At 64.9% G+C, this 15,427-nt stretch carries 12 protein-coding genes and 1 tRNA gene; 8 read left to right on the top strand and 5 right to left on the bottom strand.

The window, feature by feature from the left end; genetic code table 11:
• Positions 1-7: 7 nt before the first annotated feature.
• The 3 genes from JS541_RS01050 to ptsP are packed head-to-tail and all read left to right on the top strand — an operon-like array spanning position 8 to position 2,915.
• On the top strand, positions 8-850 hold the full coding sequence (locus JS541_RS01050) for a PRD domain-containing protein (protein ID WP_214372464.1): 843 nt from the start codon (positions 8-10) through the stop codon (positions 848-850).
• Between the two features lie 44 nt (positions 851-894).
• Positions 895-1,167: an HPr family phosphocarrier protein gene (locus tag JS541_RS01045; RefSeq protein ID WP_214372461.1), complete on the top strand. Its 273-nt coding sequence runs from the start codon at positions 895-897 to the stop codon at positions 1,165-1,167.
• A 56-nt stretch (positions 1,168-1,223) separates the two neighbouring features.
• Positions 1,224-2,915: a phosphoenolpyruvate--protein phosphotransferase gene (gene ptsP / locus JS541_RS01040; RefSeq protein ID WP_214372459.1), complete on the top strand. Its 1,692-nt coding sequence runs from the start codon at positions 1,224-1,226 to the stop codon at positions 2,913-2,915.
• A gap of 707 nt (positions 2,916-3,622) precedes the next feature.
• Here ptsP and JS541_RS01035 read toward each other — a convergent pair.
• On the bottom strand, positions 3,623-4,750 hold the full coding sequence (locus tag JS541_RS01035) for a diacylglycerol kinase family protein (RefSeq protein ID WP_214372456.1): 1,128 nt from the start codon (positions 4,748-4,750) through the stop codon (positions 3,623-3,625).
• 139 nt (positions 4,751-4,889) lie between these two features.
• On the opposite strand from JS541_RS01035, the gene serS reads away from it, so the two are divergent.
• The 3 genes from serS (at position 4,890) to JS541_RS01020 (ending at position 7,169) form a co-directional block, all read left to right on the top strand.
• Positions 4,890-6,176, top strand: coding sequence for a serine--tRNA ligase (gene serS / locus JS541_RS01030; RefSeq protein ID WP_214372455.1), 1,287 nt, complete (start codon positions 4,890-4,892; stop codon positions 6,174-6,176).
• 163 nt (positions 6,177-6,339) lie between these two features.
• Positions 6,340-6,424: transfer RNA gene (locus tag JS541_RS01025), tRNA-Ser, on the top strand.
• 52 nt (positions 6,425-6,476) lie between these two features.
• A complete protein-coding gene (locus JS541_RS01020) occupies positions 6,477-7,169 on the top strand; it encodes an HAD family phosphatase (protein ID WP_214372454.1) in 693 nt (230 codons plus the stop codon).
• A 229-nt stretch (positions 7,170-7,398) separates the two neighbouring features.
• On the opposite strand, the gene JS541_RS01015 is transcribed toward JS541_RS01020, so the two are convergent.
• Entirely contained in the window at positions 7,399-8,094 is a 696-nt protein-coding gene (locus JS541_RS01015) for a response regulator transcription factor (RefSeq protein WP_214372453.1), read from the bottom strand.
• Between the two features lie 27 nt (positions 8,095-8,121).
• Entirely contained in the window at positions 8,122-9,579 is a 1,458-nt protein-coding gene (locus tag JS541_RS01010; protein WP_346428273.1) for a PspC domain-containing protein, read from the bottom strand.
• A 242-nt stretch (positions 9,580-9,821) separates the two neighbouring features.
• Here JS541_RS01010 and JS541_RS01005 point away from each other — a divergent pair, with 242 nt between their 5' ends.
• Positions 9,822-11,780, top strand: a complete 1,959-nt coding sequence (locus tag JS541_RS01005) for a PspC domain-containing protein (protein ID WP_214372451.1) — start codon at positions 9,822-9,824, stop codon at positions 11,778-11,780.
• A 55-nt stretch (positions 11,781-11,835) separates the two neighbouring features.
• Entirely contained in the window at positions 11,836-12,507 is a 672-nt protein-coding gene (locus JS541_RS01000; RefSeq protein ID WP_214372450.1) for a hypothetical protein, read from the top strand.
• Between the two features lie 135 nt (positions 12,508-12,642).
• Here the strand turns inward: JS541_RS01000 and JS541_RS00995 are convergent, their stop codons facing one another.
• Together JS541_RS00995 and JS541_RS00990 are read right to left on the bottom strand one after the other, a co-directional pair.
• Entirely contained in the window at positions 12,643-13,260 is a 618-nt protein-coding gene (locus JS541_RS00995) for a DUF4125 family protein (protein ID WP_214372449.1), read from the bottom strand.
• A 22-nt stretch (positions 13,261-13,282) separates the two neighbouring features.
• Entirely contained in the window at positions 13,283-15,379 is a 2,097-nt protein-coding gene (locus tag JS541_RS00990) for a DUF4037 domain-containing protein (RefSeq protein WP_214372447.1), read from the bottom strand.
• Positions 15,380-15,427: the final 48 nt, after the last annotated feature.

Raw genomic sequence — 15,427 nt, 5'->3', positions numbered from 1 at the left:
GGATGCCATGGAGATACTTCGCGTATTCAACAACAACGTCGTTCTCGCCAAGGATGACGATGGGGGAGAAGTGATCCTCACCGGCCGCGGCCTGGGATTCCAGGCCCGGCCGGGGCGTCCCGTCGACGCGGCCAAAGTCGTACGCAAGTTCGTGCCGGCCGACGGCCGCGACCCCGACCACCTCGCGCAGATGCTGTCGGACATCCCGCCCGAGATCATCCGCATCGTGGTCGAATCCATGCGCGAGGCCGGCCTCGGCGAACAGGAGATCGCCTCGACCACGCTGGTCATGGCGCTGTCCGACCACGTGGCCAACGCGATCATCCGCGTCAACCAAGGCATCAAGGTCGTCTACCCGCTGCTCGGCGAGGTGCGCAACCTGTACCCGCAGGAATACGCGCAGGGCTGCACGCTGCTCGCCGCGATCAACAAGCGGATCGACAAGCCGCTGCCCGACGGCGAGGAGACGGCGCTCGCGCTGCATCTCGTCAACGCGGGCTTCCTGACCGGTGACCTGTCGTACACGTACACGATGACCGGCGTGATCCAGCAGATGCTCGACATCATCGAGCAGAGCTACGGGATCACGCTCGACCAGGGATCGGTCAGCGTGGGCCGGTTCATCACCCACCTGCGCTACCTGTTCGTCCGCATCCACCAGCACAAGCAGCTCGAGCGCGAACCCGAGCCGATCGTCAACGCGATCCGCGAATCCTATCCGGACGCGCTGCACTGCGCGATGACAATCGCATCCGTGCTCGAACTGCGACTCGGCGCCGACATCAGCGACGACGAGATCGCGTACCTCACGCTGCACGTCGCGCGCGTCGCGAACCAGCTCAAACACTGAGCATCAAACTGTCCACATAACCAAACAACTGAAAGGAAACCATCATGATCACCCGTACCGCAGTCATCGGAGCCTCCGTCGGTCTTCATGCCCGTCCTGCCGCCCTGTTCGCGCAGGCCGTCGACGACAAGGGCATCGACGTCACCCTGTCCTTCGACGGCGAAGAGGCGGATGCCGCCAGCGCCCTCGAAATTATGACCCTCGGCGTCAAGGGCGGCGACACCGTCACCCTGACCTGCGAAGAGGACGGCGCGGAAGCCGAAGCCGCGATGGACGAGCTCGCCGAGATGCTGACTCGCGATCTCGACGCCGAGTGAGCCGTCCGATTTCGATTCGATAGGCTGACGTTTCTTCTTATCTAGGAGCATCACATATGGCAAGTGAACACAAGATTCTGCACGGCATCGGCGTGTGCGCCGGCACCGCATCCGGCCCGCTGGCGCTCGTGCGCGAGGCGCCGGGCGTGGACGAGCACGAGCCCGCCTGCACCGATCCGGCCGCCGACGCCGAGCGCGTCAAGGCCGCCATGGAGGCGGTCGTTGCCAGTCTCAAGGCCCGCGCCGAGAAGGCCACGTCCGACAAGTCCCGCGCCGTGCTCGAAGCCACCGCGCAGCTCGCCGGCGACCGCGGCCTCGCCAAGGCCATCACCAAGCGCCTCAAGGCCGGCGACGGCGTGACTCACGCCGTGTACAACGCGGTCGAAGGCTACGCCGAAATGCTCAAGAAGCTCGGCGGCTACATGGCCGAGCGCGTCACCGACCTGCACGACGTGCGCAACCGCACGATCTGCGAGCTGCGTGGCCTGCCCGCGCCGGGCGTTCCGGACATCACCATCCCGGTCGTGCTCGTCGCCCGTGACCTTGCCCCGGCCGAAACCGCCACGCTCGACCCGGCCACTGTGCTCGGCGTCATCACCGAAGAGGGCGGCCCGACCAGCCACACCGCCATCCTCGCCGCACAGCTCGGCATTCCGGCGGCCGTCAAGGTCTCCGGCGTGACCGCTGCCGTGGCCGAAGGCGACACGATCGCCCTCGACGGCGGCGTCGGCGAGGTCATCGTCTCCCCGACCGAGGAGGAGGCCGACCAGCTGGCCGAACGCTCCCGCCGTCGCGCCGCCGCGCTCGCCGGCTCCAGCGGCGAAGGCAGCACCCGTGACGGTTTCAAGGTCAAGCTGCTCGCCAACATCGGCACGGTGGCTGACGCCGAAGCCGCCGCGAAGTTCGACCTCGAAGGCTCCGGCCTGTTCCGCACTGAGTTCCTGTTCCTCGGCCGCGAAACCGCTCCGACCCTCGAAGAGCAGACCGACACCTACACCAAGGTGCTCCAGGCGTTCGGCGACCGCCGTGTCGTCGTGCGTACGCTCGACGCCGGCGCCGACAAGCCGCTCGCCTTCGCCAATCTCGGCGAGGAGGAGAATCCGGCCCTCGGCGTGCGCGGCCTGCGCCTGAGCCAGCGCCGCGAAGACCTGCTCGACACGCAGCTGCAGGCCCTCGCCAACGCCTACGAGGCCACCCACGGCGATCTGTGGGTCATGGCCCCGATGGTCGCCACCGTGGAGGAAGCCGAATGGTTCGCCAACAAGGTGCGTGCGCTCGGCCTGCCGAAGGTCGGCGTGATGATCGAGGTGCCCGCCGCCGCGATCCGCTCCGCGCAGGTGCTGTCCGTCGTGGACTTCGCCTCGCTCGGCACCAACGACCTCGCGCAGTACACGATGGCCGCCGACCGACTCAAGGGCGAACTGGCCAACCTGCTCACCCCGTGGCAGCCGGCCGTGCTCAACATGATCAAGGCCGCGTGCGATGGTGGCAAGGCCACCGGCAAGTACGTGGGCGTGTGCGGCGAGGCCGGCGGCGATCCGCTGCTGGCGCTTGTGCTCGCCGGCCTCGGCGTGCAGTCGCTGTCGATGGCCCCGAAGAAGGTCAACGCCGTGCGTGCCGCCCTGCGCCTGCACGACATGTCGACCTGCCAGCAGATGGCCGCCTACGCGGTCGATGCGCGTACCGCCGCCGACGCCCGCGCCGCGGTGATCGCCCTGGCCGACCCGATGCTGCTCGATCTGCTCTGATCGAGTGAGTCTCGTCTGATCCGTCCACGCGGCTTTGCCTATCTTGTGCCGCGCGGACGAATCGCTTCAGGCTCTTGCCTCCGAGTTCCCGGAGACAAGAGCCTCTTTCGTTATGCGCGCAATCGAAAACCATGGGTCTGGTTCGCGTGTCATCAGCGGTATGCGTCGGCGGTCGCTGGCCCTGGGCCACGCTGCGCGCGATGGTCTGGTCGTCCGGTGACCAGACCATTCACAGCCAGTATCGGAATGCTCTCGAACCCGTCCCGGGCATACGGCCGGTTTTGACCTCTGAAACGACCGTAAGCCCGGGAAAGGATGAGCGAGCAACCGGACGCAGGCTTTGTTCCCGGGCTTACGGCCGGTTGTGATCTTCAGAGTGGCCGTAAGCCCGGGGAGGTTTGAACAAGGCAACAACATTCCCGGGCATACGGCCGTCTTGAAGTCCGAAACCGGCCGTATGCCCGGGAGAGAATGAGCGAGTAGCCGGATGCAGGCTTTGTTCCCGGGCTTACGGCCGGTATGGACGGCTGAAGTGGCCGTATGCCCGGGTAGAGAATCCGGGGGAGAGGGTCCAGCGGAGAGAGCCAGAGAGCCCGGAGGGGAGAGTCCAGGAACAGCTTTGTTCCCCCGGCATACGGCGTCCGATAGCGGGACGAAGGATACGGTGGCACAGCATCGCACACGGCACCATGCCCGGCTGCCGGCGGCTAGTCGCGAATCGGTGGGATGATGCCGGTGGCGGAGAAGTCGGGGTCGACCTCCGGTACGCGCACGCACAGCGCCTTGCGCTCCACGTCAAAGCGGATGTGCTGCGTCTCGGGCAGCATGTCACCATCCACCTGCGCCGGAACCGGCTTCTCGAGCCGAATCTCCGCGCTCACGCCCTGAATGTTGTCGATCGTGGAGTTGACCGACAGCGGACTCGAACCGGACTTGCCGGTGATTGTCTGATGCACCACGTCGCCGAACAGATTCGCCCAGCCCAAGATACCGCCCGATGTGTCGATGATCTCGAAATCGAGGATGCCGTCGTCGTACAACGCCTCCGGCATCAGCGAGAACATCGGGATCTGGCCGCAGTTGCCGGCCATGAACGTGCGGAACTGCAGTCCCTGAATCGTATGCGAATTGCCGTCCGCGCTGCGGATCGTCACCGTGCCGCGGAACTTCGGGATGAACAGGTTCTTGACCCCGGACACGAAGTACGCAAGCCAGCTGATGTTCTTCTTGAGTTCGGGATCGGTGTCGTCGATCATCACCGCATCGAAACCGATGCCCGCGATGATCAGGAACGCGTGGCCGTGATCGGTGGTCGGGTCGTCGAGCAGCGTCAAACGGCCCACGTCGACGTGCCGCGACCCGTGCGAGGTCGCCACCGACAGCGCCGCATCGATATCGTCCACCGGAATGCCCATATTGCGGGCGAACAGGTTGCCTGTGCCGATCGGGATGATGCCCATCGCGTGCCCGGTGCCGGCCATCGCGCTCGCCACGGTACGCACCGTGCCGTCGCCGCCGACCGCGACGACCACGTCAGCGCCGTTCGCCAGCGCCTCCTTCGCGCACGCTCGGCCGTCTTTGTCGAGCTGTGTCTCGATGAACTCGACTTCCTTCAGACCCTTGGCCTTGCAGAACTGCTTGATGTGCTTCTTGCGTTCCTTCGCCTGCGGCTTCGACGGGTTGACGATGAACGCGTAATGTACTTGGTCGTCGTCGCGCTGGTCGATGCGTTCGGCGAGCCGGCGTTTGCGGTAGGCGCGAACCGCGAACAACGCGGCCGCGGCGATGGCGGCGATGCCGATGATGACTGCGATGACGATGACGACTGTAGGCATACCTTACATTGTGTCTGCAACCCGCGAACAATTCCGCTGCGACACGGCGAAATTCAACGATTCCTGCACGTTCGCCGCATAGTGCGGGCGGATCGGCCTCCGGCCACGCGTGTCGGCTTACGGCGGTAGGCTGGGGCCTATGCTTGATATTCAATTCATTCGTGAACATGCCGACGTCGTCAAGGAATCGCAGCGCAAGCGCGGCGAGTCCGTCGAACTCGTCGATGAAGTGCTCAAGTCCGATGAGACGCGCCGCACCGCGCTCAAGGAATTCGAGGAAGCCCGCGCCCAGCAGAAGGAGATCGGCAAGAAGGTCGCCGCCGCTCCCGCCGACGAGAAGGCCGCGCTCATCGCTCAGACCAAGGACCTCGCCGCCAAGGTCGCCGAATACAAGGCCACCGCGGACGCCGCCGCCGAGGAATACACCACCGCCATGTGGAAGCTCTCCAACATCGTCGAGCCGGAGGCTCCGGAAGGCGGCGAGGACGATTACGTCGTCGTCAAGAAGGTCGGGACTATCCGCGACTTCGCGGCCGAAGGCTTCGAGCCGAAGGACCACCTGACCCTCGGCACCGGCGTGGCCGGCATCGACATGCGCCGCGGCGTCAAGGTCGGCGGCTCCCGATTCTACTTCCTGCGCGGCGCGGTCGCCCGCATGCAGATCGCCATGCTCACCATGGCCGTCGATCAGGCCGAGCAGCACGGTTTCGTGCTCGCCATCACCCCGACGCTCGTGCGTCCCGAAGTCATGGCCGGCACCGGCTTCCTCAACTCGCACGCCGACGAGATCTACCGTCTGCGCGAACCCGACGACCAGTACCTCGTCGGCACGTCCGAAGTGGCGCTCGCCGGCATGCACGAGAACGAGATCCTCGATCTGAACAACGGCCCGCTGCGCTACTGCGGCTGGTCGTCCTGCTATCGCCGTGAGGCCGGTGCCGCGGGTAAGGACACTTCCGGCATCATTCGCGTGCACCAGTTCGACAAGGTGGAGATGTTCGTGTACGCGAAGCAGGAGGACTCCTACGCTGAGCACCAGCACCTGCTCGAGATGGAGCAGGAGATGCTCGCCAAGGTCGAGGTGCCGTACCGCATCATCGACACCGCCGCCGGCGACCTCGGTTCCTCCGCCGCCCGCAAGTTCGACTGCGAGGCGTGGGTGCCGACCCAGGGCCGCTACCGCGAGCTGACCTCCACCTCGAACTGCACCGAATACCAGGCCCGCCGCCTCAACATCCGCGAGCGCACCGAGGACGGCTCGACTCGTCCGGTCTCCACGCTCAACGGCACGCTGGCCACCACTCGCTGGCTCGTCGCGATCCTCGAGAACCACCAGCAGAAGGACGGTTCCATCGAGATCCCGCAGGCCATGCGTCCGTACATGGGCGGCAAGGAAGTCATCGAGCCGACCAAGTGGGAAGCGTGATTTCATCACGCCTGCTGTGTCCTGCGTCGCGCACGGCCGCTGTCGCTGTGCGCGGCTACGAACAGTCCACTGGACTGTTCGTCAAGTGGGAAGCCTGATTTCCACACCCGCTGTATAATTGAACATCGTGCGCATTTCGCGGCTTCGCCGTGCGGCGCACAAAGGACAGATGTCTGAGCGGTCTAAAGAGACGGTCTTGAAAACCGTTGAAGGGCGACCTTCCGCGAGTTCGAATCTCGCTCTGTCCGCGTTGCGAAGGGTTTCGGCGTTGCCGGAACCCTTTTTGCATACGCTGGTCGTATGAGTGATCTGACTGGGACGAGCATTGAACCGAACGGGTCGGGTGCCGCGGCTGTGGGAAACCGGCCGGTCTACACCGATGTGATCTTCGACTATTGCGATGTGCTGCTGGACTGGCGTCCGCGACTTGCACTGGACGGATTGTATCCGGCGGACGAACTGGACACGTTCTTCGACCGCGCAAGCGAGTACGGGTTCTGGCATTATGACGTGCTGTCCGATCTCGGTTGGAGCGAGAAGCGCATCATCGACGATTACGCTGCCCGCCATCACCGCGACACGATGGACGCCGGCTATCCGGTGCAACTGTTCCGCGATTATTTCGGCCGTCAGCAGCTCGCCCTGTACGACATGATCGACGGCATGCTCACGCTGCTGCGTGATCTTGACACGGCAGGCGTGAGGCTGTGGGGTCTGACGAATTTCACCGCGAAATTCGTGCATGCCGCGCATCTCAAGTTTCCGTGGCTTGCGTTGCTGCGCGACACGGTCGTCTCGTCCGAGGAACGGATCCACAAACCCGACCCGGAGATCTACCGCCGTGCGATCGACCGGTTCGGCGTGGATCCGGCGACGACCGCGTTCGTGGACGACAAGGCACGCAACGCCGATGCCGCCACCGCCGTCGGACTCAACGGGATCCGGTTCCTCAACGTCAAGCAGGTACGCGCCCGTCTGCTGTCGTGCGATTGACGGTTGACTTATCCGTTTCGGCCTGCTCTCGTTGGTCTGCTGACTGACTTTGGGACTCAGTCACGGCCGTTATGGCGTCGTTTCCGGCTGAAACTGAGTCCTGGCAGGAGACGGGGGGACTCAGTTATGGTCGGATGGAGCCGGAAAACGGCCATAACTGAGTCCTCACAGTTTCGAGGTCGGTCGGTCAGCCGTAAGCCGTCCGCCATCCAGAGGGAAACATAGCGCGTCACACGATTCTGCGATCGGCGGCCCAGCGGGTGAGTTCGGTGCGGTTGGACAGCTGAAGCTTGCGCAGCACTGAACTGACATGCGTTTCGACGGTTTTGATCGAGATGAACAGTTCGGCCGCGACCTCCTTGTACGTGTATCCGCGCGCGATGAGCCGCATCACCTCCTGTTCGCGGGCCGACAGCCGGTCGAGTTCCTCGTCGTGCGCTCCGGCCGCGCCACCGGCAGGATCAGGGCCGCTGACCGGCACGCCTTGGAACGCGGAGAGCACGAATCCCGCCAGTTTCGGCGAGAACACCGCATACCCCTCATGCACCTGCCGGATCGAATTGATGAGATCCTCGCCGGTGATCGTCTTGGTCACATAGCCGCGTGCCCCTGCGCGGATCACCGAACCGACGTCCTGCGGCGAGTCGGACACCGACAGCGCCAGAAACGCCGAATGCGGCGAATACGCGAGCGATTTGGCGAGAATCTCAGCACCGCCGCCGCCTTCGCCGCCCGGCACATGCACGTCGAGCAGCACCACGTCCGGCTTGGTTGCCGCGATCATCGCCACTGAGCCTTCTACGTCCGGCGCCTGCCCGACGATCGTGAAATACGGTTGCAATGTCGCGATCACGCCCGCGCGAAACATCTCATGATCGTCGACCACGGCCACACGAATCGGTTCGGAATCCTTACGTTCGTTCATCGTCCCTCCCTGACATATCAGCCGGCATCATGCGTGCGCCGCATGTTCGGTCTCATTGCCGTCGGTCGTTCCGCCGGCCACGCCACCAGCGTCCGCGGCGATCGGCATGTGCATGCGCACTTCGGTGCCCCAGCCCGGTCGCGATACGATCTCCACGGTACCACCGCGCCTCCGGATGCGGCCGATGATCGACTCGCGGATGCCGAGCCGTCCTTCGGGGATCGCGTTCACGTCGAATCCGTCACCGTGATCGCGTACGAATACTTCGACTTGGGATGCTCCGGCCTCGCAGTAGACGGAGATCGGCTCGCCGCCGTGCGTGACCGCGTTCACCAAGGCCTGTGCGGTCGCGTCGAGCAGCGCGTCGGTCTGCGCGCTCGGCTGCGCGTCGCCCACCGTGACCACTTCGATCGGTTTGCCGTGTTCGTCCTCGACGTGCGCGGCGATGTCCTTGATGCCGGCGCCGACTGAACGGTCGGACGTGGTGCGCTCCTGATACAGCCATTCGCGCAGCTCGCGCTCCTGTTGACGAGCCAATGTGAATACGGTTGCAGGATCGTCGCTGTGCAGCTGGATCAGCGCCAACGTTTGCAACACGCCGTCATGCAGATGCGCGGTCATGTCGGCGCGCTCCTCTTCACGCTCCTTCAACGCGCGTTCCGTGCCCAGCTCGCGGATCAGCGAACTGATCCACGGCACGATTGCGAATCCCACGCCAGCCAACAGCACGAGCCCGGCCGCGATGATCCGTCTTGGCGACGCCCCCCAGCCGGGAATCGCCGAGTTCATCACGAACACCGCATACGCCACGAACAGCAGCGCCACGCTGCCGAGCATCGACCAGAACCGACCTTCGCTCGCGTTGTATTGCAGCCATGCCACGCCGACGCCGGCCAGTGCGAGCAGAATCGGTAGGATCAGCCCCGATTCGACGCCGCCGAGCGACAGCAGCACGGCTACCGCGATGCTGCCCATGCCGACGAGTGCGACCAGAGCCGGCTTGGGGGCGCGACGCAGCGCTTCGGCAAGGTTTTCCGACGTGCCGTATGCGGCGCTGCGATCGATGCCGGCAGCGGACGGGGATATGAATGGGGGTTGCTTGTTGTCTTTGCCGGGCGTCCCATCGGACAATCCTTCGGACTTGGACGATCCGTGCGTGAAACTTTCCGTGAAACCATTCGCATACGAGCCGCCGCCGGGAACCACGTTGCCGCGAGACAGCGGCGAGCGCGCAACGGAGTACGCCTGGGCCTGCGCTGCGGCCACTGGGTCGCCCACCGGCACGAACAGCCACAGGAACAGGTATGCCGCGATTCCGGCGCCGCAGAAGCATGCCGCGGCAAGAAACACCAGCCGTACCAGCCACACGGGCGCACCCAGATGCATCGCCACGCCCCGGCATACGCCGCACAACATACGTCCGCGCTTCGGACGCATCAGCGGAAGTCGGGGTGTCCGAGACGGTTGCTGCTGTGGTGTTGCAATCGTTGGCGCAAACGTTGGCGGTGCATAGGTTCGCGCAAACCGATCACCATCGTGCGACGGGTCATGATTCGCCGTCGACGACACGGGTCGTTGCGCGCGGTACGTCGGAGGAATCTCAGGCTGGGTCATGCTTCCATTGTGCAGCCTGACAGGGAACGCACGGAGCCATACACGCAATGTTCAGGGGAGAATCAGGGTGTTCCCCGACCCGATTCACGCGACCCGGCTGCTGTAATGGAATCATGAGCAATTCGTATGGTCCCTATGCTCCGCAGGATGGCGGAACCCCGCAACAGCAATTCCCGTACTCTCAGACGGGCTCCGCGCCGGGAGACGGCACGACAGGCGGCTCCGCGTCCGGCGCGACATCCAATGCCGATTACACCCAGCAGTCGCACGCCGGCCGCAATCCATACCCGTACGGCCGGCCCGCGTCCAATGGCACGAACGACGTCGCCGCGAGATTCTTCGGTTGGATCCGTCGCAGCGGCATCACACGGTCCGACGACCGCTGGGTCGGCGGTGTATGCGGAGGCCTGGCACGGTATTTCGGCATCAGTCCGGTATTGATGCGCGCGATCATGATCGGCGCGCTGCTGTTCGGTGGATTCGGCGCGGCGTTCTACGCGCTCGCATGGTTCCTGCTGCCGGACGGCCGCGACGGCGGCATTCTGGCGGAACGACTGTTTGCCGGCGACTGGGATTGGGCATGCCTCGGCGTGATCCTGTGCCTGGTGATCGGCGTCGGATTCCCCGCCTCGGGATTGTTCGCCACGGCGGCCGCGGCGTTCGTGCTGTGGCTGATCCTCGAACGTGAGCTGCGCCGGCAGCGCGGATATGAATCCGGCGCGCCGAACGCCGATGGTCACGGATATGGCCGGCCGTTCGACGACACACGGCCGACCGGGCCGACATACGGTCAGCCGCAGTACGGTCAGCCCGGTACACCGACGGCCATGCCCCTGTACTCGTCCGTGGCGGACGGTGCATCGCAGACCGGCACGTCACCCGCCGCATCCGGTGGCAATCCGTTCATCCCCTCAAGCGGTCATGCCGCGCCATCCGGCAATCCCGCATTCACCGCGCCCGAGCCAGCTCCCGCAGCGCACAATGCGGCATCGGCGGCCCCGTCGGGCATGCCCATGCCGCAACCGTCCGCAGTCCGGCCGATGACCTCCCCATACCGTGCGCCGCAACCCAAGCCGCGCCCGGTCGTCGCCCGCCGCAAGCCGGCCGGCCCGCTCGTCGTGACCATCGTCATCGGCCTGACGTTCATCTTCGCGGCCGTCGCGCTGTTCATGACGCGCAGCTACACGGCCGCCTCGCTGATCCGATCCGCGACCCTGTGGATCGGCGCGACCTGCGTGCTCGTCGGATTGACGATCCTCCTGCTCGGCATCCGTGGCCGTCGCGCCGGCGGACTCGTACCGATCGCATGGCTTGCCGGCATCACCGCCATGTGCATCCTCGCCGTCAACGTGAGCTACAGCTACATCGCCACGCGATACGTCAACCAGGCATACGCGGTTACCAACGTTCGCGGTTATGTCGAATACGCCGGTCTCGTCAACTCCGGAACACCCGACTATCGCAGCCTCGACAGCGAACAGTTTACGCGACTGAGCGACGGCATCGCCTTCAACGGCAACGATTATGCCAACGATCGCGTGCACATCGACCTGTCCGACTACGCGCGCCGACCGAAACACGACGCCACGCTCGGCAACGGCACCACCGTGCGCACGAACTGCCCGACCGGCACCATCCATTTCTCCGTTTCGCAAGCGCAGGTGTTCGTCACGCTGCCCACCGGCTGTCCGTTCGCGTTCGGCAACAGCAGCGCACAGAACTTCACCGGTGCGAACATGTACGGCAGTCGTTTCTCGGCTCTGATCGGATCGGTCGGCGACGGCCTGACCTTCGGTGGCGGCACGTTCTCGCACAGCGCGTATTCGGACGCCGACTGGTCGGGGGATTCCATGACCGCGCAGCAGGCCGACGCCGATGACGTGACCCAGGCGAACGGCGCTGATTCGGCCGCATGGATGCGCGACTACGACTACTTCCCGTCGGACGGTTCCGAACTGCTCATCGACGTGCCGTATCTGTTGAGCGGCAGGGTGTTCGTACGTTACCCGAAGCATGCCGTCGGCAACAATGCGGATCTGTTCGGCGCGTCGGCGGTGAGTGATGAGCAGTGACTGGAATACGGACATGGCGGGCCCTGAACCGCGCGACCATAGCGAAGGAGCATCGATGATGAACGACACAACAAGACATGACCTTGAGTACAGCCGTGACCGTGCGGACGAGGAGACGATGACGCTGACCACGCCGCTGCCGGCGGTTACGGGCGCGGATGCGACGACGACCACGCTGCCGGTTACGGATGCGGTGGAGACGCCGCCGCAAACGACGGTGCTGCCGGCGGGCGCGGACACGGTGGTGCTGCCGGTCACGGCGGCCGACACGTCGGACACGGCGGCCGAAGACGTCTCCGCGACGATTCCCTTGTACACCGCCGCAGCCCAACCGCAGACCGCCGCCGATCAGGCGGGGAACAACCCCAGCGGGCCAGGCGCGGAGGCAGGGAATCCGCAACCGCCGTCCACGAACCAACCGTATATTCAAGTGCCGGGCGAACCGGTACGGCCGCCGGCGGTGATACGCAAAACCGGGCCAAGCGCCGCGACGATCGTATTGGGCGTGTGCGTGCTGCTGCTGGGTGTGTTCAGCGTGTTGCTCGGGGAGTATTTCCCATTGGGATGGGTCATGCAATCGTGGATGTGGGTTATGGATCCGCGCATTACCGCCGCGATCGCATTCGCCGGGTTCGGCGGCGTACTCGTGCTGGCGGCGGTGATCTGGTCCCTCGCCAACATGCTGCACAGCCGCAAACAGGGCGACGAACCGGACGGCGACCGGTAAACAGCCGGCATGCGGCGAACCGGCGGGAATGTCGCGAGGCCGCCGCATGCCGGGCTTAAACCGCAGCCTCCTTGTCTTGGCTTCCCGTGTCAGGGGAACCAAGACAGGACAGGTCAGTGTAAGCCCGACAAAGTACTACTGCGCGGCCTCGGCTTCGGCAAGATCGGCGAAACCGCCGAGCTGCACGGTATGCAGGATCGTCTCCTCGGTGAGATTACGCCCGGCGGCCGCGTATTCGTCGATCATCTGCCCGTAGAGTGCGAGCGTCGCCGTGGAATACGTGCCTAGCTCGCCCCGCAGGTACGTTTCAAACGACGTGGACTCAGCCGTGTCCTGTGCGGTGGTGAGCGCGCGCATCGCCCGGCCGAGTTTCGGCCAGCGCCCGCGGAAATCAGCCGCCCACTCGACCTGCGTGGCAATGATCCGTTCCTGTTCGGCGACGCGTTCGGCGGACAGCCGGGGAATATACGGTTCGATGTTCGCATGGTATTCGGCCGGCGCGGTCGAGGCCATCATACGACCGTATTTCTCGGTGACGAGATTGCGGCCGATCCGATCGGCTTCGATCAGATCGTTGAGATAGCTGGCCAGCAGCGGCTGTGGCCATGTGAGGAACTGACTGGTGCGCATCTGGCGGAACATCGGCCAGTTGCCTTGGCATGCGGCGCGGCCGCCCTCGTTATTGGTGCGCTGGAACTGATCCCATTCGCGGCGGACGATCCGTTCGATCAGTGCGTCGGTGGTGTCGGTCATGATGATCTCCTGTTCCGAACGGTCACAGCGAGTACAGGCAGGCGGCGTTGCTGCGGATGTGCTCTTCGACATAGGGTCGCTGCCATTCGAGGAACGTCTCGTCGCTGCGGGTCAATCCCTCGGCTCGTAGCTCGTCCACGACCTCGGCGCAGATCCGTTCGACGGTCTGCTCGACCTGTGCCACGGCCGGAGCAGCGCCCCTGCCGCCTTCGCCGAATCCGGCGCCGCCGTAACAGGCAGCGGAACTCAAACGCAACAGCGTCTCCAACTGGTCGCACACGTCAGGCAGACGGGTCGCCATCCGCTGCGACAGGCGACGCAACGCCGCGAACCGCCATTTGTAATACGGCGCATATCCGACCGTCACCGGGCCGTTCAGCAGGAATACCAGCGAACTCGCCGCCTGCACGAACTCGCTGATCGCCAGCCACGCCGCCGCGCCATCGTCGCGCTCCAACATGCGCGACACGTTATACTGGCCGGCCTGCGCCATCATGCCCAATCGGCGTGAGATCAGCGACAATCGCACGTCATCCGGCATGAACGTGAACCCCTGACGCGTGGCCGAAAACGCACCCAGCGGATCGGCGAACACCTTGCCGTTCGTCGCGGCGGCCAGCGTCGCCTCGTCCAGCATCAGCCACTCATGCGGACTGTCTTCGGCCGGGGCCGTACGATACCCGGTGACCGACTCGAAGAAGTCACCGATCGCGAATACGCCGTCGCGCCGGCCTGCACCGTCGCGTGCGGCGCGTGGCGTGGTCGTCGCGACGTCGGCTCGCACGTAGCCCATGAACTCGTTCGGCAGCGCGTCGTAATCGGTCTGCAGCTGCGCGCCGATCTCCGCATAATCCTCGTCCGTGAGCCACAGGCAGAAGCGCGGGCCGAAATCATGATCCCGCGAGACCGCGTCGTCAAAGCCGTAGCATTCCGAACCGTGGCCTACCAGACCGGCGGCGATACGGCCCTGATACTGCGGGTATTTCGCGGCGATCATCGGTTTGCCGACCTCCTGCCAGTACGCGCGCGCCAGTTCGAGACCGGACATGCGCGGGCGGGCGGCCGACTCCGCCGGAGCGTGCTGGCCGGACGAGTCGTCGCGTTCCTTGGAGACGACGGGCGATGCGGCAGTGGTGTCTGCGGCATCGCTGATATCAACGCCGGCCTGCCGCGCCGCATCCTCGGCCTGCCGCAGATTCGCTTCGGTAACCCGGTAATAGTCGGTGTCGCGTCCGTAGCATTCGTCGATCACCGCCAGCGCCTGCCGGTACAGGTCCACTGCACGCGCATAGTCGCCCGCCGCGAACCGCACCTGCGCGTACCCGGCCAGTGCGGACGCGTAATGCGCGCTGTGCTCAAGATGGCCGGTGCGGTAGATTTCCAGTGCGCGGGCCGCGTGACGGTCGGCCTCGTCGAGTTTGTGCTCGGCCAGCAGCACCAGCGCGAGATTCGTGTGCGTGGATGCGACGTCGAGATCGGCGTCCGCGTTCGGACTGGACGACTCGAGGATACGCAACGCCTCGCGCAGTTCGGTTTCGGCCTTGTCGTTGCGATTCGTTTCGCTGTAGACCATCGACAGGTTGTTATGCAGTGCGGCGAGCCGACGATCGGTGGGGGAGAGCGTGCGCGTGGCCGAAGCGAGCGCCATATGATAGAGGTCTTCGGCCTGATCGTAGTTGCCGGCCGCGCGTTGACCGGTTGCCGCGTTGATCAGCGTGGTCGTCCATGCGTCGGTGCCTTCGATGCCCATTTTCGCGGCGAGTTCCAGCGCCCGCTGGATGATCCACTGGTTTTCCTTATGCTTGCCCTGAGACCGGTAGAAACCCATCGTTTCGTTGAGCACGGTGAGCAGCCCGGCGTCGTCGCCGGCGTTCTCCGCGTCCACGGCGGCCTGTTCGAGATACGGGCCCGCCTTCGTTGCGGCCTCATGCGCGTCGAAGATCGCGTCAAGCCCGGCAAGGAACCTGTCCACGTCGAAGTGCGCTGGATGATCGACGGCGGTGTCGTCTTCATAATCGTCGTTGTTGACGAAGCCGTCGTCCGTGGTTCCGCCGATCGTGGTTCCGTCGATCGAGTTGCCGAACGCCTCCAGTTTGCTGAGCAGTTCGTCGTCGTTCATCAAAACAGCCTCCTTGCCGGGTTGCACTGTGTTCCAGTGTACGGGCAG

This window comes from Bifidobacterium sp. SO1 (genome assembly GCF_018555335.1).
Lineage (GTDB): Bacteria > Actinomycetota > Actinomycetes > Actinomycetales > Bifidobacteriaceae > Bifidobacterium > Bifidobacterium simiiventris.
This window is presented reverse-complemented; position numbering and strand designations above follow the sequence as displayed.